A 16,535-nucleotide genomic window follows, 5' to 3' on the forward strand; every position below is an offset into this window, starting at 1 on the left:
AAACACCCTCATGGCACGAAATACCAAACAACAAGCTCAGGAAACGCGAAATCACATCATAGATGCGGCTATCGAGCGCTTTTCTGAACATGGCGTTTCTAAAACGTCACTGGCTGATATTGCCGCAAGTGCTGGCGTGACGCGGGGTGCAATCTACTGGCATTTCAAAAATAAAACGGATTTGCTCAATGAGATTTGGGCACAGTCCGAATCCGGAATGGCAGACCTGGAGCTTGAGTATCAATCAAAATACCCGGCGGATCCACTCTCTGTTATGCGAGCTATGTTGCTGTATGTCCTTGACGCGGCAGCCACTGATCCGAGAAGACGTGCACTTATGGAAATTATTTACCATAAATGTGAGTTCGTCGGTGAAATGACTACCCTCCAGCTAATGCAGCAAAATCTCTATCTTGAATGTTATGAGAAGATAGAAGAGGTTTTACAACAGTGTATTGATGCAAAGCAACTTCCGGAAAATCTTAACACGCGTCGCGTCGCTGTAGTGATGCGTGGCTACATCAGCGGCATCATGGAAAACTGGCTGTTTATGCCGGAGAGCTTTGACCTCGCCGCCGACGCGCCGCAGCTGGTGGACACGCTGATCGAGATGCTGATCGGGTGCCCAACCTTACGCAAGCCAGCATAGCGCGAAATTATGAACGTGCGGCGACTTTCTGCTCGAAATCTCGCTGCACAATCGCCAGCGCTGCCAGCACGGTTTCTGGCGCTATCTGATTCTCTTCCAACAGCATAATCAAATCCACGGCCAGTTTGACCTCTTCCGGTGCAGTATCCAGCGACATACGTTTTCCTTATAATGATAAAAATTTCAGATGCGCAGCATTCTGACCACGCCAACCATGACCAGCGCGCCGGCAAACGCGGCCAGCAGCGCCCGCGGGTGGAAGATTGCCAGCGTCCCGTAGTCAAAATAACTGCTGACGTAGCCGCCAATCAAGGCACCCACTGCAGTCAATAACAACGTTGGCATCAGGCCGCCGGGGCGGCCGGGGAAAAAACGGCGTGCAATAACGCCCACCAGCAAACCGGTTACCATCCAGCTAATCAGCCCCATAGCGGCCTCTCTTTCAGCGAGTTATCATCCGATTATAGCCCGCGCTCGCGATTTTCGATGCCGCGCTCAATTCGCTTCAACGCCTGCAGGCAGCGCTGCAAACGCCCTTCGAGTGCAGCCACCTCACGCTGAAGTTGCTGCTGCTGTGCCAGCGTTTCCTGCACGGCCAGCAGACTTTCCCGGTCCTGAATCATCGCCCGCAGGCGGCGCTCAAAATCCTGATGTTCGGCCAGCTTTTCATACAGGTTCTCGCGCACAGGCGCCGCGCGGGTCTCACTGCTGCGCATCTTGAGCGTTGCCAGTTCGCGCTGCATGGCGCTCATCTGCAGCACCACGCGTTCGGCCATCCATGCCACGCTTTCCGGGCGATTATCCCTCACGCTCTGTTTTAACAGCGCCATGGTCTGTCTGACTTCCTGCAGATAATCGCCCAGGCGGGTAGAGTGGCTGTGAAATAACTGATGGTCAAAGCGCGCCTGCGCATTACGTTTATTAGCATGCGGCTCGACAGCCTGCGCCAGCTGTTCCAGCTGCGTTTCCAGTTGTTGCAGTAAAGCTGCGCTTTTCATCGTGTTCTCCAGGGCAGTATTGCGGCTATGATACCCTGTTTAGAGCCAATTTTTTCGGGTACGCCATGCAACGTTATCTTCTTATTACTCTTGGCTGGTTGGCGGTGGTACTGGCCACGCTCGGCGTGGTACTGCCGCTGCTGCCAACCACGCCATTTTTACTGCTGGCGGCCTGGTGCTTTGCCCGGTCTTCTCCGCGCTTCCATCACTGGCTACTGCACCGCTCGGTATTCGGGCGCTACCTGCGTCACTGGCAGCAGCATCGGGCAATGCCACCGGGCGCCAAGGGCAGGGCGATCCTGTTTATTCTGCTGACCTTTGCCTTTTCCTTGTGGATGGTCAAAATTCTCTGGGTACGCCTGCTGCTGCTGGCGATACTCTGCTGCCTGCTGATCTTTATGATCCGCCTGCCAGTGGTTGACGAAGAGCAGGAAAAGCGCTGATTTCGCTAAACACGGTTGCAATTGTCCGGCGTTTTGCCTAGATTTGGTCGTTTTCGTGCGCGGCTTTCCCCCAGTGTTTGAATTTCACCCGGCTTTATCGTCGTGCGTGAAGCAAGCCGCGTGAGTCAGATTTGTATTTACCAGGCACAACACTATGACCGCGACTGCGCAGCAGCTTGAATTCCTTAAAAACAGTATCAAAAGCATCCCGGACTACCCAAAACCGGGCATTCTCTTTCGTGACGTCACCAGCCTGCTGGAAGATCCGAAAGCGTATGCGTTGAGCATTGAGCTGTTAGTTGAACGCTATCGTCACGCTGGCATCACCAAGGTGGTGGGCACTGAGGCGCGCGGTTTCCTGTTCGGCGCACCGGTTGCGCTTGGGCTGGGCGTGGGCTTCGTACCGGTGCGTAAACCCGGCAAGCTGCCGCGTAAAACTTTTGCCGAAAGCTACGAGCTGGAGTACGGCACCGACCAGTTAGAGCTGCATTGTGATGCTATCCAGCCGGGTGACGTGGTGCTGGTGGTTGACGATCTGCTGGCGACCGGCGGCACGATTGAGGCCACCGTGAAGCTGATCCGCCGCGCGGGCGGCACCGTGAAAGATGCCGCTTTCATCATTAATCTGTTTGACCTCACCGGCGAATCACGCCTGAAGGCGCAGGGCATTGAAAGCTACAGTCTGGTGAACTTCCCCGGTCACTAAGATTTTGCGGGGCGGCGGGTCCGCCCCGATCTCTCCTCATCTGCTTCTCTCCCTGTACACCAAATGCCTTCAACCGCTGTTCGGCACAAAAAGCAGCGATTCATCCCCCCTGATGCTTACACTTGTGCGGCAAAATGCAGCCGTCACCGTGATAAAGGAAGTTCGGGATGAACAAAATCGCTACCGTTACTACTCTCCTCGCCGCACTGGCGGGTGCCACAGCCGCAAACGCCGCTCAGACTAAGGCCCCTGTTGATTATCAGTACCAGACAAAAGATATCAGCGGGCTGCACACCTTCACGCTGGGATACGCCCAGAGCCACAATCAGCATTTCAACAATATCAAAGGTCTTAACCTTAAATATCGCTACGAAATCCCTCAGCTGCCGCTCAGCGCGATGGTGTCACTTACCTGGATGAACGGGCGCGGTAGCCAGTTTGCACAGTTTGATGGCGCCTCAGAGAATAAATACCATCGCGTGCGCTACTATTCGCTGATGGTGGGGCCGGCTTATCGCATCAGCCATTGGGCCAGTCTCTACGCGCTGGCTGGCCCGGGCTGGGAAAGCAGCACCAATATCACCCACTATCGAGATGCTGATGGTGAACATTCCGGGCGCAAAAAAAGGGCCAGTTCGCGTTTTGCCTGGGGGGCGGGAATGCAGTTCAATCTGATTGATAACCTGGCGCTGGACGTCGGTTATCAGGGCGGTCACCTGCAGAAAACGTCCAGTCACGGCTTCAACGTTGGCGTGGGGTATCGTTTCTAACTACCTCCACAACCTTCATCTTTTACAGCCACAGGATCGTGGCTGTTTGTCTGATATCTGCGCCCTTAGCCGCGATAAAGTGATTGAATAAGACGAGCAAGCCGGGAACTGTTATAGTTGCTCACTCTGGTTTATCACGACCTTGTACACCCATTCATTCCAATCGATGATGAAGTCTTAATGAGCTATCAGGTACTGGCCCGCAAGTGGCGTCCGCAAGCGTTTACTGATGTTGTCGGTCAGCAACATGTTCTGACCGCGCTGGCTAACGGTTTGTCCCTTGGCCGCATCCATCACGCCTATCTTTTCTCCGGCACCCGTGGCGTTGGTAAGACCACCATTGCCCGCCTGCTGGCAAAGGGGCTGAACTGTGAAACCGGCATAACCGCTACCCCGTGCGGGCAGTGTGACAACTGCCGTGAAATCGAACAGGGGCGCTTTGTCGATCTGATTGAAATCGATGCCGCTTCCCGTACTAAAGTGGAAGACACGCGCGATCTGCTGGATAACGTCCAGTACGCTCCGGCGCGTGGTCGTTTTAAAGTCTATCTGATCGATGAAGTTCACATGCTCTCGCGCCACAGCTTTAACGCGCTGTTGAAAACGCTGGAAGAGCCGCCGGAGCACGTCAAATTTCTGCTAGCCACCACCGACCCGCAAAAGCTGCCGGTGACCATTCTGTCGCGCTGCCTGCAGTTCCACCTCAAGGCGCTCGATCAGGAACAGATCCGCGGCCAGCTTGAGCACGTGCTGAAGGCCGAACAGATTGCTGCGGAAACGCGTGCACTGCAGCTGCTGGCGCGTGCTGCAGACGGCAGTATGCGCGACGCGCTGAGCCTGACCGATCAAGCCATCGCCATGGGGCAGGGGCAGGTGACCACCGCCACGGTGAATGACATGCTCGGCACCCTTGACGACGAACAGCCGCTGGCGCTGATTGAAGCGCTGGTTAATGCCGACGGTGAACAGGTGATGGCGCTGCTGACTCAGGCCGCATCGCGCGGCGTGGAGTGGGAAGCGCTGCTGGTGGAGATGCTTACCTTGCTGCACCGCGTGGCGATGATCCAACTGCTGCCTTCAGCGCTCGGTGATGACATGGCCGCGATTGAACAGCGGCTGCGTGAACTGGCGCGGGTGCTGCCACCGGCAGATGTGCAGCTCTATTATCAAACGCTGCTGATGGGGCGTAAAGAGCTGCCGCTGGCGCCGGATCGCCGCATGGGCGTCGAGATGACGCTGCTGCGTGCGCTGGCTTTTCATCCGAAAGCGGTGATTGCTGAACCGGTTGCACGCCCGACCATGACGCCACAGGCGACTGCTGCGGTGATGCCTGCACCGGATGCCGCGCCGCCGTCCAGCCCGCCTGCAGCGCATACCGTGGAGTCCCCGCCACCGCAGGGATTACCGGATACCACCAGCCAGCTCCTACAGGCGCGCACGCAGCTGCTGCGCCATCAGGGGGCGAGTAAGCCAAAAAAGAGTGAGCCGGCGGCGCAGGGTGCGCGGCCGGCAAGCTCGGCACTGGAGCGCCTGGCCGCCGTTACCGAACGCGGGCAGCAGCGCCTGCAGCAGGCCGCAGCGCAACCCGCCGCGCCGGTAAAGGAAGAGGCCTACCGCTGGAAAGCGCTCAATCCGACAGAAGTAAAAACGGAAAAGGTCGCCACGCCAAAAGCGCTGCGCACCGCACTTGAGCTGGAAAAACATCCGGAACTGGTGGCGAAGCTGGTTGCTGAGTCATTACAGCGTGATGCCTGGGCTGCCGAGATCGCTGCGCTTACGATGCCAAAACTGGTGCAGCAGCTGGCGCTCAACGCCTGGAAAGAGCCGACCGAAAACGGCATCTGCCTGCATCTGCGCTCCAGCCAGCGCCATTCTGAATTCGCCCTCGGCGCAGAAAGCGCTGAGTGATGCCTTGAATGCTGCTTCCGCACACCCCATTGAATTAACCGTGGTGGAAGATGATAATCCGGCGGTGCTGACCCCGCTGGAGTGGCGGCAAAAAATTTACGAAGAGAAACTGGCGCAGGCGCGTCAGTCGATTATCACGGATACTCATATCCAGACGCTGCAGCGATTTTTCGACGCTGACGTAGACGAAGAGAGTATCCGACCTGTTTAACCCGCCGCATTATCACGTGATGATGTGGCCTGAGCTGAAGAGAGAGAACTTATGTTTGGTAAAGCCGGATTGGGCAACCTGATGAAGCAGGCCCAGCAAATGCAGGACAAAATGGCGCAGGTGCAGGAAGAGATCGCTGCGATGGAAGTGACCGGTGAATCTGGCGCTGGCATGGTCAAGGTCACCATCAACGGTGCGCACAACTGCCGCCGCGTGGAAGTGGATCCAAGCCTGCTGGAAGATGACAAAGACATGCTGGAAGACCTGATTGCTGCGGCATTCAATGATGCCGCACGTCGCGTTGCTGAAACCCAGAAAGAGAAAATGGCGGCCGTTTCCAGCGGAATGTCTCTGCCACCTGGCTTCAAGATGCCATTCTGATGCAAACCAGCCCGCTCCTTGAAGCACTGATGGAGTCGCTGCGTTGCCTGCCGGGCGTCGGGCCGAAGTCGGCACAGCGCATGGCTTTCCAGCTGTTACAGCGCGACCGCAGTGGCGGTATGCGACTGGCGCAGGCCCTGACGCGGGCGATGTCGGAGATTGGTCACTGTGCCGACTGCCGGACATTCACCGAGCAGGAAACCTGCACCATCTGCGCCAATCCCCGGCGTCAGCAGAACGGCCTGATCTGCGTGGTGGAGAGCCCGGCAGATATTCACGCCATTGAGCAGACCGGGCAGTTTGCCGGGCGCTACTTTGTGCTGATGGGCCATCTGTCGCCGCTGGATGGCATCGGACCGAATGATATCGGCCTCGATCGCCTTGAGCAGCGGCTGGAAAAAGAGTCAATTCAGGAAGTGATCCTCGCCACCAACCCGACGGTTGAAGGCGAAGCTACCGCCAACTACATTGCCAGCCTGTGTGAACAGTATGGTGTGGACGCCAGCCGCATCGCGCACGGCGTGCCGGTGGGCGGCGAGCTGGAAATGGTCGACGGCACCACGCTGTCGCACTCTCTGGCCGGGCGCCTCAAGATTAAATTCTGAACAATCAACGGCACGAGTTGATCGTGCCGTCTTGAAATCCCCAAATATCCCCCCACTTATATCCTCAACGTTCATCAACCTGTTCTTAGTTGAGGTAGCAATGACCATGAAAGGACAAGAGACCCGTGGCTTCCAGTCAGAGGTAAAACAACTTCTGCACCTGATGATCCACTCCCTCTATTCAAATAAAGAAATCTTCCTGCGTGAGCTGATCTCAAACGCCTCTGACGCCGCCGACAAGCTGCGCTTCCGTGCGTTATCCACCCCGGACCTTTACCAGGGTGACGGCGAGCTGCGCGTACGGGTTTCGGTCGACAAGGAAAAACGCACCCTGACGTTGAGCGACAACGGTATCGGGATGCGTCGTGACGAAGTGATTGAAAACCTCGGTACCATTGCCAAGTCAGGCACCAAATCCTTCCTCGAATCACTGGGTTCAGACCAGGCGAAAGACAGCCAGCTGATCGGCCAGTTTGGTGTTGGTTTCTACTCGGCGTTTATCGTGGCCGATAAAGTGTCAGTCCGCACCCGCGCAGCCGGCGCTGCCGCCGATGAAGGCGTGTTCTGGGAATCTGCCGGTGAGGGCGAATACACGATCGCCGACATCACTAAAGAAGATCGCGGCACGGAAATCACGCTGCATCTGCGCGAAGGCGAAGATGAGTTCCTTGATGCATGGCGCGTGCGCAGCATTATCAGCAAGTATTCCGACCATATTGCCCTGCCGGTAGAGATTGAAAGCCATAACGAAGAAGACAACACCACCAGCTGGGAAAAGATCAACAAAGCGCAGGCGCTGTGGACGCGTAATAAGTCTGATATCAGCGAAGACGAATACAAAGAGTTCTACAAACACGTCGCGCATGACTATACCGACCCGCTGACGTGGAGCCACAACCGCGTTGAGGGCAAGCAGGAGTACACCAGCCTGCTCTACATCCCGGCGCAGGCGCCGTGGGATATGTGGAACCGCGATCACAAGCACGGCCTGAAACTGTACGTGCAGCGCGTGTTCATCATGGACGACGCCGAGCAGTTTATGCCGAACTATCTGCGCTTCGTCAAAGGGCTGATCGACTCTAACGACCTGCCGCTGAACGTCTCGCGTGAAATCCTGCAGGACAGCCGCATCACGCAGACCCTGCGCGGCGCGTTGACCAAGCGCTCCCTGCAGATGCTGGAGAAAGTGGCGAAGGATGATGAAGAGAAATATCAGAAATTCTGGCAGCAGTTTGGTCTGGTGCTGAAAGAAGGCCCGGCAGAGGACAGCGGCAACGTGGCGACCATCGCCAAACTGCTGCGTTTTGCCAGCACCAGCAGCGAAGGTCCGGCGCAGACCGTGTCGCTGGAAGATTACGTCAGCCGCATGGTGGAAGGGCAGGAGAAGATTTACTACATCACTGCCGACAGCTACGCCGCGGCGAAAAGCAGCCCGCATCTGGAGCTGTTCCGTAAGAAAGGCATCGAAGTGCTGCTGCTCTCCGACCGCATCGACGAATGGATGATGAGCTATCTGACCGAATTCGACGGTAAGTCTTTCCAGTCGGTGAGCAAAGCGGATGACGCGCTGAGCAAACTGGCCGATGAAGAGACCGAAGAGCAGAAAGAAGCGGAGAAAGCGCTGGAGCCGTTCGTGGAGCGCGTGAAAACGCTGCTGGGTGAGCGCGTGAAAGAGGTGCGTCTGACGCATCGTCTGACCGACACCCCGGCGATTGTCACCACCGAAGCGGACGAAATGAGCACCCAGATGGCGAAGCTGTTTGCTGCTGCTGGCCAGGACGTGCCGGAAGTGAAGTATCTGTTTGAGCTGAACCCGGATCACGCTCTGGTGAAACGCGCCGCCGATACGCAGGATGAAGCCCGCTTTGCCGAGTGGGTTGAGCTGCTGCTGGACCAGGCGCTATTCGCCGAGAAAGGCACGCTGGACGATCCTAACCAGTTTATCCGCCGCATGAACCAGCTGCTGCTGGGTTAATCGCCTCTGTCCAACGGGCGAGGTATGCCTCACAGCTGGGCAGATCGCAGTAAGGGTCGGGCAAGTGCCTGACCCTTTTTTTATCCTGCTTTATTCCCCCAAACACCAGCGCGCCGGGTTGTTCAACATATACTCGCGCACATGATTTAATTCCCTCTCATCACGTATTACTCGCTCCCAATATCCGCGCTGCCACAGCTTAGCTCCCGCAAACATTTTGCCGATCTCTCTGCTCACTGCCGCTTTATAACTCCCAATGATGGTGCTGAGCGGGTGCTGGTTGCCATCCGATATGATCAGAATGCAGTGCAGGTGATTGGGCATAATGATAAAGCTGTCGGGCAGGCATTTGGGAAAATGTGCTGTCAGGCTTTGGCGTAATTCCCGTGCGATTATCCCCCTCTGATTCAGCCAGCTTTGATTGCGCGTACAGCGTCCGAAATAGTGTTTTTTGTTCAGGCAGCACAGGGTCAGATAATAATATCCCGGCTGACGGTAGTCGTAGTGTTTAAGGCGCAGAGACTTCCTTTGGTGCATGAGATCCTCCTTTTTGAGGAGCATATCAGCGCCTGGCATTACGCGGGGTTTTGGCGTGAAGATAGTCGGCACGGCTCGCAAAATGGCGGGCGAGGCATGCCTCACCCCTACGATAATCGCCGTGGGGGCGGGCATGCCTCGCCCCTACGATAATCGCCGTGGGGGGCGGGCATGTGTAGCGCCGGGCTGATGGGTTACAGATCGAACCGGGCTGATAGGTAACACTTTCAGCCCTCATATCGCCTGATACTGTGGCTGACTGCCTCATAGTAGCCCAGTATCTTTCTCCCAAACAGGATTGACGTACCCCCTTCATCTTCTTCCCTTATCTCTATCCGTTCTCCCCGCAGCGACTCACTGACGAACAACCGCCTTCCCTTCAGCCTTATGTCCCCTTTTTGCTGCACCCGGTACAGCTTCGCTCCCTCGTCATACGCCACCTCCGGCACCTCTCCCGTGTATTCACGCTCGGATTTCCTCCACAGGCTTGACGGCACCGCTCCGCCCACCGCCGAGTGCGGTCGCACCGTGTTGTACTCCTCCCTGAACGCGTTGAACCAGGCCTGCTGCTCCTCCAGCGTGCCGTAACGGTGGCCGTACGACATCGCCTCCTTCAGCGTCCGGTGCATCCGCTCGTGGCGCCCGTTCTCCGTCGGTTTTCCCGGCCTGATGCGCTCGGGCAGGATGCCCAGCTTTATCAGCCATACGCTCAGCGGCGTCAGTCCGCCCAGCCCCGTACCGGCGAACGGGTTGCCGTTGTCCGTGCGGATAACCTCCGGCAGCCCGTTTTCCCTGAACGCCTGCTCCAGGCATGCCCTGACGAAGGCGCCCGTCTCGGCTGCGCCCGCCTCGCAGCACAGCAGCTGGCGGCTGTGCAGGTCGGTCAGCGTAAAGGCGTGGCACCAGCGGTCGCCCCCGCCGGACAGCAGGAACTTCCCTTTAAAATCTGCGCCCCAGGTCTGGTTAACGTCGCTGACGTCACGAAGAGGGACCTGCCGGACGGGCGATTTTCTACGCGTGGCGGCGGGCCTGACCAGGCCATGTTGGCGGAGGATGTTCCCGATAGTGCTGGCAGCGGGCACCGTCCAGGCAGCTGAGCGCCCGGGGATCGAAGCGCTGCAGCCACTTGTAGGCGGTTTTACGGCTGATGCCGAACTCACGGCAAAGGTGAGAAATAGAGTACTCGCCTGACTGGCAGGCGAGTATGAAACGGTGACGCTGCATGGTGTGGGTCTCAGTCCAGGGCATAGTGAGTCTCCTCTGCTATGCCGTTTATAACTGTTACCCATCAGCCCGGTCTAAAGTGTTACCTATCAGCCCGGTTCGTACACATGCCTCGCCCCTACGTTAATCGCCGTGGGGGGCGGGCAAGCCTCACCCCTACGTTAATCGCCGTGGGGGGCGGGCAAGCCTCACCCCTACGTTAATCGCCGTAGGGGTCGGGCATGCCCGACCCGCAGCATCGCAAACTCGCCGACCCGCAGCACGCCCGGCCCCTCATTAACCCGCGATCGATGCTTCCTCTAACAGCCAGCGGCGGAACAGGTCGATCTCGGTTTCCTCTTTACGCGACGCTTTCACCATCATCCAGGTGGCGCGGTCCACTTCGGCAAAGCCCAGCGGTGCAATCAGCGATCCGTCCCGGATCTCTTTTTTCACCAGGATCTGCGGCGTCATAATAATCCCCAGTCCATTACGCGCCGCCTGAATCGCCAGCGTCAGATTATCAAAATGCCTGCCTGCCCAGAAATCGCCGCGCGCGCCGGTTTTCTTCGCCCATTCGGCCCAGGCGTGCAGTTTAGTATCGGCATGCAGCAGCGGCAGAGTAGAGAAATCGGTCTCGTAGTTGAAGCGGTTAGCGAACAGCGGCGAACAGACCGGGCCAATATAGTCGACGGTAATCAGCGTAGCGGCAATGTCCTCCTGCAGCGACTCCTCGTGGCTGACGATCAAAATATCCGTGTACTCACTACGCACCCGTTCAATATCCACGTGGGTTTGAAAGGTGAGGGCAATTTCGGCGTGGCGTTCGGTGAAGCGGCTGATACGTGGAATCAACCATTGCGCCAGGAAGCTCGGCGCGCAGGAGATCGTCAGGCTGTGCAAATTTCTGGCCCTGATTTTCTCACAGGTTACTTCAATTTCACGAAAGGTTTGCATGCAGCAAACCTTAAGGCGCTCGCCGTCGGATGTTAGCTGAACCCGACCATTTGCCCGCAGAAACAGCGGCTTGCCCAACCACTCCTCAAGCTGCTTGATTTGATGGCTGACTGCGCTATGCGTCACGTTCAGTGATTGTGCAGCCAGGCTAAAGCTTTGGTGCAGGGCTGCCTGATGAAAATAGCGTAAAGCGCGCAGAGAAGGGAGGCCGGACATAAAAATACCCTGTGAGAAAATCTAACAGCAAGTGTCTGTTTATATCATTTTAAAGTCCAGCACGATTTCCCTACTCTGGCTGCGGAGTCGGGAGCGTTGTCCTGCCAGCGACCAGCGGACACCCCAGGATTGAGGCTCCAGCGACACAGCCGTATTTTCCTCTTGTCAGCCCACAATAACGAACAACTGCTATGTGAAGGAAAGGAAAATGACAAACCAGCACTCCATCAAACCACAGCTCGTCATGTTTACCGGCGGTCGAGATAGCACCCTGGCGGCTTGTTATCTGATGTTACAGGGTATCCCTGTACACCTCTGGTCAGGAAACAGTGGATGCTCACTGCATCGCGGCATCCTGTCGCACCGCGTTGAAGAACTGAAAAACCGGTTTGGGGATCTCGTTGTCGGTCACACCATTGCCGACATCAGCGGGGCGTTCCGCTCTATTGCTATCGAACATCTGGAAACCGACATCCTGAAATACCGCAAAAACCTGGTGCTGCTGGGGGAGAAACTGGCTATCCACGCGCATCTGGTGGATTTTTGCCACCGCAACGACATCAACACCATCAACGATGGCATTACCCATTATCAGATGGAGTTCCCGGAGCAGCGCCAGGTGGCAAAAACCTTCCTGATGGAAATGATGGCGCAGTACGACATCAACTATCAGTCACCAATCTATGAATTTGCCCAGTCGGCGGACGATGTGAAATATCGCCTGTTACAGCTGGGGATCTCCACCAAATCACTCGAGGGGATCAGCATCTTTGCCGACAGCTTCTCCACGCCGAATGATGAGGTGATCCTCGCTTATCTGCGCGATAAGGCGCCGCTGGCACAGAATATCGTGCGCTTCCTGTCTGGTGAAACCCTGATGACGCCAGTGCTGAAAACCAGCGCCGCCGCCTGAAACTGAATAAGCAACGGTGACGCGCCCTGCGGGCTGCGTCGCCCGTTCGGAGCCTGAGATGAAAATAATCGTTAAGTGTGCGGCCATTATCATTAATCAGCGTTCGCTATTACTGACCCGCAAAAGCGGTACAGAGATTTTTATCTCCCCCGGGGGCAAGCCGTTGCCCGGTGAAGATCACCTCAGCTGCCTGAAGCGCGAACTTCAGGAAGAGCTGGGCGTACAGATTAAAAGCTTCCGGCCGTTTGGCCTGTTTCACGGGCGCGCCGAGTTTGAAGCCATGGCCATTGAGAACCACGTTTATCACGTGGAGATCGCCGGGCAGCCGCGTGCCGGAAGCGAAATTGAGGAGATTGCGTGGGTGAATTACCGCAAGCCTCCCTGTGAAATCCCGGTTGGCTCCATCTTCCGCGATAACGTAATGCCACTGCTTTTCCAGCAAGAGTTGATTAACTAATGGACGCATCCTCACTTTCCCCCCAGCTACAGCAGATCCACGGCGATCGATTCTACAAGCGAGTGCATATGCTGAGAGACGAACTGCGCGATGAACTGACCGAGGTGTACCAACTGCAGAACTACGATCTGTTCTTTGTGCAGTCGGTGCGCGTCGGGCTGGTGATCCTGTCGCACCTGTTCCATAAACAGGAAACCACGCTGTGCCTGGCGAAACACGCTCACTATCAGCCCATCAGTGAACTGTTCAGCATGGCGACCCAAACCGGGCCGGGGAGCGTGCCGATTATCACCCACGTCAACCCCTACACTGGCGAAGTGAACAGTCTGAAAGACTGCAAAGGAAAAGGGGTGGTCGATGCTTCCCACAGTTTTGCCACCACCCGTCACGCGGAACTGACGCAGGACAGCTCGATCTTTGTCGCCCCGCTGCATAAACATGCCTCTCTGACCATCGGGCTGGCGATTATTGCGCTGCGCCCGGAGCATTTCAGCACGCTGATGCGCAGCGAACTGCGGCTGTTTGAGGACTCGACCTCTTCGGCTAAGCCGCTGGAAGAGGCGCTGGAAAACGTGCGCAGCAAAAGCTGGCAGCCGTACAACGTGGCGCAGGTCAGCAGGGTAGCGCTGAAAGATGTGGCGGGCATGGACTTCACCTCCATCAGCGAACCGGGCCTGCCGTTCAGCTGTTTTCCGGTGCCTGCGCTCAGCGAAAACCTGCAGCAACAGGTCAAAGATGCCGGTGCCAGCTATTTCCCGCAGACCAAAACGCTGCGTGTGTCGTGCTGGGCGCGCGGTGACGGGCAGCAATCGGTGGACATGACCGAACAGGTCGAACGTCATCTCCACACCCTGTGGGAGGCAAAATGAAAAACGGCTTCGCTATAAACGGCAACATGATTGGCCTGCTCGGTGGGCTGATCCTCAGCACCGATTCGGTGTTTATCCGCATGATGGGCATCGAGAACTCCTGGCTGATCGTTGCGCTGCGCGGCATCTGCATGTGGGGGATCTGCCTGCTAATCTGGACCTTCTGGCGTCAGAGCCGGTCAACCATTGGTACGCCCTGGCTGACCAAGGATAATATCCTGTCGACGCTGTTTTTCTGCATCGCTTCCGCCTGCTTCGTTAACGCGCTGAACCGCGGCAATGTCGCTACGGTGCTGGTGATTATCTCCTCCACGCCGTTTATCTCCGCGCTGATCTCGCGCCTGCTGTTCAAAGTCGCTATCGATCGCAGCGTGATGCTGGCGTCGCTGGCGGGGATTGCCGGCGTCGCGATTGTGATGTCAGGACGCGGGCTAAGCGGCGATGGCGTAGCCAATCTTTATGCGCTGGCCACCGCCGTATCGATGGCGCTGGCGTTTATCTTCACCTCACGCGTTAGCGGCGGTAGTGCTGGCCTGCCTTCGCTCGGCGCGATGCTGGCTTCGCTCATCATCATGCTGTGGCCTGACGCTAACATGGTCGATAGTCTGAAAGTGTTATCGCTGGCGCAATATGGCTGGGTGATTGCCGAAGGGGCGCTGATCATGCCGCTGGCTATGGGTTTAATCACCTTATCGACCCGTTTTGTCTCCCCGGCGAATGCGGGCCTGTTTTTACTGCTGGAAACCGCACTTGCGCCGCTATGGATGTATCTGTTCCTTGGGGAAGTGCCAACAATTCATGCAGTTATTGGTGGGGCCATCATTATCATCGCGGTGATTTCGCAGTCGCTGTATGCGCGGCGCCAGGTGGCGTTACAGGACTACGCGGGTGCGGGTTAACCGCTCCCTTCCTTGTGGATACCGGGCCATAATGGTATGTTCTTGCCCTTGGATAACGTGATCATTTAAGCAATTCGCAAGGGGATTTACGCAATGCGTATTATTCTGCTCGGAGCTCCGGGTGCAGGTAAGGGGACTCAGGCTCAGTTCATTATGGAGAAATACGGTATTCCGCAAATCTCCACGGGTGACATGCTGCGCGCCGCGGTGAAAGCCGGTTCGGAGTTGGGTCAGAAAGCCAAAGAGATTATGGACGCCGGTAAACTGGTTACCGACGAACTGGTTATCGCACTGGTTAAAGAGCGTATCGCCCAGGAAGATTGCCGCAACGGCTTCCTGCTGGACGGTTTCCCGCGCACCATTCCTCAGGCTGATGCCATGAAGGAAGCGGGCATCAAAGTCGACAACGTGCTGGAGTTCGCGGTACCTGATGAACTGATCGTTGAGCGTATCGTTGGTCGCCGCGTACACGCGCCGTTTGGCCGCGTTTACCATGTGACGTTCAATCCACCAAAAGTGGAAGGGAAAGACGACGCGACCGGCGAAGAGCTGACCACGCGTAAAGATGACCAGGAAGAGACCGTGCGTAAGCGTCTGGTGGAATATCATCAGATGACCGCTCCGCTGATTGCTTACTACAGCAAAGAAGCCGCAGCAGGTAACACCGCTTACCACAAGATCGACGGCACCCGTAAAGTGTCTGAAGTCAGCGCTGAACTGGCTAAAATCCTCGGTTAATCCCTGGTTAGTGCTCATTGAGCCAGGAAAACCTGGCTCAATTGCAGCAATTGGTTTCTCCCCCGTCTTTTTCCGCTAAAATAAGTCTCGTTTGCATTTCGCACCATGCCTGAAATCAAGGAATAACAATGAGGCAAGATAAGCCCGGCGTACTGTTGGTTAACTTAGGCACACCCGATGCCCCGACCACACCAGCCGTAAAACGTTACCTTAAGCAATTCCTCAGCGACAAGCGCGTGGTCGATACTCCGCGCTGGCTATGGTGGCCGATTCTCAATCTCGCTATTTTGCCGCTTCGTTCACCGCGCGTATCAAAGCTGTATGCTTCAGTATGGATGGACGAAGGTTCACCGCTGATGGTGTATAGCCAGCGCCAGCGTGCGGCACTGGCGGCACGGCTGGATATGCCGGTGGCACTGGGAATGAGCTACGGAAATCCGAGCCTGAAAAGCGCCATCGATAGCCTGATGGAGCAGGGCGTTAACCGCCTGATCGTACTGCCGCTGTATCCGCAGTTCTCCTGCTCTACCGTTGCCGCGGTGTGGGACGGGATTACCAGCGTGTTTGCCGGTTACCGCAGTCTGCCGTCGGTAAACTTTATCCGCGATTATGCTGAGCACCCGGCCTATATCGCCGCCCTGAAAGCCTCGGTTGAGCGTTCATTTGCTAAGCACGGCAAGCCGGATCTGCTGGTGGGCTCGTTCCACGGCATCCCACAGCGCTTTGCTAATGAGGGTGACGACTATCCGCAGCGCTGCCATGACACCTTTGAGGCACTGAAAAGCTCGCTCGGTCTCAGCAGCAGTGAGGCGATGCTCACCTTCCAGTCACGCTTTGGCCGCGAGCCGTGGTTGATGCCCTACACCGATGAGACGATGAAGTCCCTGCCGGCAAAAGGCGTGAAGCATGTGCAGATCATGAGCCCGGGCTTCTCGTCTGACTGCCTGGAGACGCTGGAGGAGATCAACGGCGAGAACCGCGAAATCTTCCTGCACGCGGGCGGCACGCGCTTTGAGTACATCCCGGCACTGAATGATGATGAAGCCCACATCACCATGATGATGGAACTGGTGAATCAGTATCGCTAATACCACGGGGCG

Annotated in this window: 20 protein-coding genes, 1 pseudogene and 1 other annotated feature; of the genes and pseudogenes, 14 read left to right on the top strand and 7 right to left on the bottom strand. The window is 56.7% G+C overall.

Annotated features, from left to right (window positions below; all coding sequences use genetic code 11):
* Positions 1 to 10: 10 nt before the first annotated feature.
* Complete coding sequence (gene acrR, locus ACLI4M_RS15425; protein ID WP_062818364.1) at positions 11 to 649, top strand: multidrug efflux transporter transcriptional repressor AcrR; 639 nt, start codon at positions 11 to 13, stop codon at positions 647 to 649.
* A 7-nt stretch (positions 650 to 656) separates the two neighbouring features.
* Here acrR and rsmS read toward each other — a convergent pair whose 3' ends face one another.
* The 3 genes from rsmS to priC are packed head-to-tail and all read right to left on the bottom strand — an operon-like array spanning position 657 to position 1,647.
* Positions 657 to 806, bottom strand: coding sequence for a pleiotropic regulatory protein RsmS (rsmS, locus tag ACLI4M_RS15430; protein ID WP_099755085.1), 150 nt, complete (start codon positions 804 to 806; stop codon positions 657 to 659).
* A 26-nt stretch (positions 807 to 832) separates the two neighbouring features.
* The gene (locus ACLI4M_RS15435) at positions 833 to 1,078 is read right to left on the bottom strand and encodes a GlsB/YeaQ/YmgE family stress response membrane protein (RefSeq protein ID WP_048916905.1); all 246 of its coding nucleotides are present in this window, start codon (positions 1,076 to 1,078) and stop codon (positions 833 to 835) included.
* 32 nt (positions 1,079 to 1,110) lie between these two features.
* Positions 1,111 to 1,647, bottom strand: a complete 537-nt coding sequence (gene priC / locus ACLI4M_RS15440) for a primosomal replication protein PriC (RefSeq protein ID WP_048916904.1) — start codon at positions 1,645 to 1,647, stop codon at positions 1,111 to 1,113.
* Between the two features lie 65 nt (positions 1,648 to 1,712).
* Between priC and ACLI4M_RS15445 the strand changes: the two genes are divergently transcribed.
* The 7 genes and pseudogenes from ACLI4M_RS15445 (at position 1,713) to htpG (ending at position 8,646) form a co-directional block, all read left to right on the top strand.
* On the top strand, positions 1,713 to 2,090 hold the full coding sequence (locus ACLI4M_RS15445; RefSeq protein ID WP_133624261.1) for a DUF454 family protein: 378 nt from the start codon (positions 1,713 to 1,715) through the stop codon (positions 2,088 to 2,090).
* 154 nt (positions 2,091 to 2,244) lie between these two features.
* A complete protein-coding gene (gene apt / locus ACLI4M_RS15450; protein WP_048916902.1) occupies positions 2,245 to 2,796 on the top strand; it encodes an adenine phosphoribosyltransferase in 552 nt (183 codons plus the stop codon).
* Positions 2,797 to 2,963: 167 nt separating this feature from the next.
* The gene (locus ACLI4M_RS15455; protein ID WP_133624260.1) at positions 2,964 to 3,566 is read left to right on the top strand and encodes an Ail/Lom family outer membrane beta-barrel protein; all 603 of its coding nucleotides are present in this window, start codon (positions 2,964 to 2,966) and stop codon (positions 3,564 to 3,566) included.
* A 180-nt stretch (positions 3,567 to 3,746) separates the two neighbouring features.
* Positions 3,747 to 5,685, top strand: a pseudogene (gene dnaX / locus ACLI4M_RS15460) (DNA polymerase III subunit gamma/tau).
* Positions 5,020 to 5,081, top strand: a sequence feature (DnaX frameshifting element). It overlaps the preceding pseudogene by 62 nt.
* Positions 5,686 to 5,736: 51 nt before the next feature.
* The gene (locus ACLI4M_RS15465) at positions 5,737 to 6,066 is read left to right on the top strand and encodes a YbaB/EbfC family nucleoid-associated protein (RefSeq protein WP_048916896.1); all 330 of its coding nucleotides are present in this window, start codon (positions 5,737 to 5,739) and stop codon (positions 6,064 to 6,066) included.
* The gene (recR, locus tag ACLI4M_RS15470; protein WP_048916895.1) at positions 6,066 to 6,671 is read left to right on the top strand and encodes a recombination mediator RecR; all 606 of its coding nucleotides are present in this window, start codon (positions 6,066 to 6,068) and stop codon (positions 6,669 to 6,671) included. Before ACLI4M_RS15465 ends, recR begins: the two co-directional genes overlap by 1 nt.
* A 106-nt stretch (positions 6,672 to 6,777) precedes the next feature.
* On the top strand, positions 6,778 to 8,646 hold the full coding sequence (gene htpG, locus ACLI4M_RS15475) for a molecular chaperone HtpG (protein WP_208864892.1): 1,869 nt from the start codon (positions 6,778 to 6,780) through the stop codon (positions 8,644 to 8,646).
* A 90-nt stretch (positions 8,647 to 8,736) separates the two neighbouring features.
* Here htpG and ACLI4M_RS15480 read toward each other — a convergent pair whose 3' ends face one another.
* The 4 genes from ACLI4M_RS15480 to ACLI4M_RS15495 form a co-directional block, all read right to left on the bottom strand.
* Positions 8,737 to 9,183: a transposase gene (locus ACLI4M_RS15480; protein WP_166643191.1), complete on the bottom strand. Its 447-nt coding sequence runs from the start codon at positions 9,181 to 9,183 to the stop codon at positions 8,737 to 8,739.
* A 227-nt stretch (positions 9,184 to 9,410) separates the two neighbouring features.
* Positions 9,411 to 10,265: an integrase core domain-containing protein gene (locus ACLI4M_RS15485; protein ID WP_253538605.1), complete on the bottom strand. Its 855-nt coding sequence runs from the start codon at positions 10,263 to 10,265 to the stop codon at positions 9,411 to 9,413.
* Entirely contained in the window at positions 10,195 to 10,431 is a 237-nt protein-coding gene (locus ACLI4M_RS15490) for a helix-turn-helix domain-containing protein (protein ID WP_253538608.1), read from the bottom strand. Before ACLI4M_RS15490 ends, ACLI4M_RS15485 begins: the two co-directional genes overlap by 71 nt.
* Positions 10,432 to 10,683: 252 nt before the next feature.
* Complete coding sequence (locus ACLI4M_RS15495; RefSeq protein WP_133624257.1) at positions 10,684 to 11,559, bottom strand: LysR substrate-binding domain-containing protein; 876 nt, start codon at positions 11,557 to 11,559, stop codon at positions 10,684 to 10,686.
* 208 nt (positions 11,560 to 11,767) lie between these two features.
* Here ACLI4M_RS15495 and ACLI4M_RS15500 point away from each other — a divergent pair, with 208 nt between their 5' ends.
* From ACLI4M_RS15500 to hemH, 6 genes are all read left to right on the top strand, one after another.
* Positions 11,768 to 12,472: a hypothetical protein gene (locus ACLI4M_RS15500; protein WP_048916892.1), complete on the top strand. Its 705-nt coding sequence runs from the start codon at positions 11,768 to 11,770 to the stop codon at positions 12,470 to 12,472.
* Positions 12,473 to 12,530: 58 nt separating this feature from the next.
* Positions 12,531 to 12,929, top strand: a complete 399-nt coding sequence (locus tag ACLI4M_RS15505) for an NUDIX hydrolase (RefSeq protein ID WP_048916891.1) — start codon at positions 12,531 to 12,533, stop codon at positions 12,927 to 12,929.
* Positions 12,929 to 13,798, top strand: coding sequence for a DUF6024 family protein (locus ACLI4M_RS15510; protein ID WP_133624256.1), 870 nt, complete (start codon positions 12,929 to 12,931; stop codon positions 13,796 to 13,798). The genes ACLI4M_RS15505 and ACLI4M_RS15510 overlap by 1 nt, the downstream gene beginning before the upstream one ends.
* Complete coding sequence (locus ACLI4M_RS15515; protein WP_133624255.1) at positions 13,795 to 14,697, top strand: DMT family transporter; 903 nt, start codon at positions 13,795 to 13,797, stop codon at positions 14,695 to 14,697. The genes ACLI4M_RS15510 and ACLI4M_RS15515 overlap by 4 nt, the downstream gene beginning before the upstream one ends.
* A 93-nt stretch (positions 14,698 to 14,790) precedes the next feature.
* Positions 14,791 to 15,435, top strand: coding sequence for an adenylate kinase (adk, locus tag ACLI4M_RS15520; RefSeq protein ID WP_413449730.1), 645 nt, complete (start codon positions 14,791 to 14,793; stop codon positions 15,433 to 15,435).
* Between the two features lie 128 nt (positions 15,436 to 15,563).
* On the top strand, positions 15,564 to 16,523 hold the full coding sequence (gene hemH, locus ACLI4M_RS15525; RefSeq protein WP_048916887.1) for a ferrochelatase: 960 nt from the start codon (positions 15,564 to 15,566) through the stop codon (positions 16,521 to 16,523).
* Positions 16,524 to 16,535 lie beyond the last annotated feature (12 nt).

The sequence above is a fragment of the Erwinia sp. LJJL01 genome (assembly GCF_047300805.2).
Lineage (GTDB): Bacteria > Pseudomonadota > Gammaproteobacteria > Enterobacterales > Enterobacteriaceae > Erwinia > Erwinia aphidicola.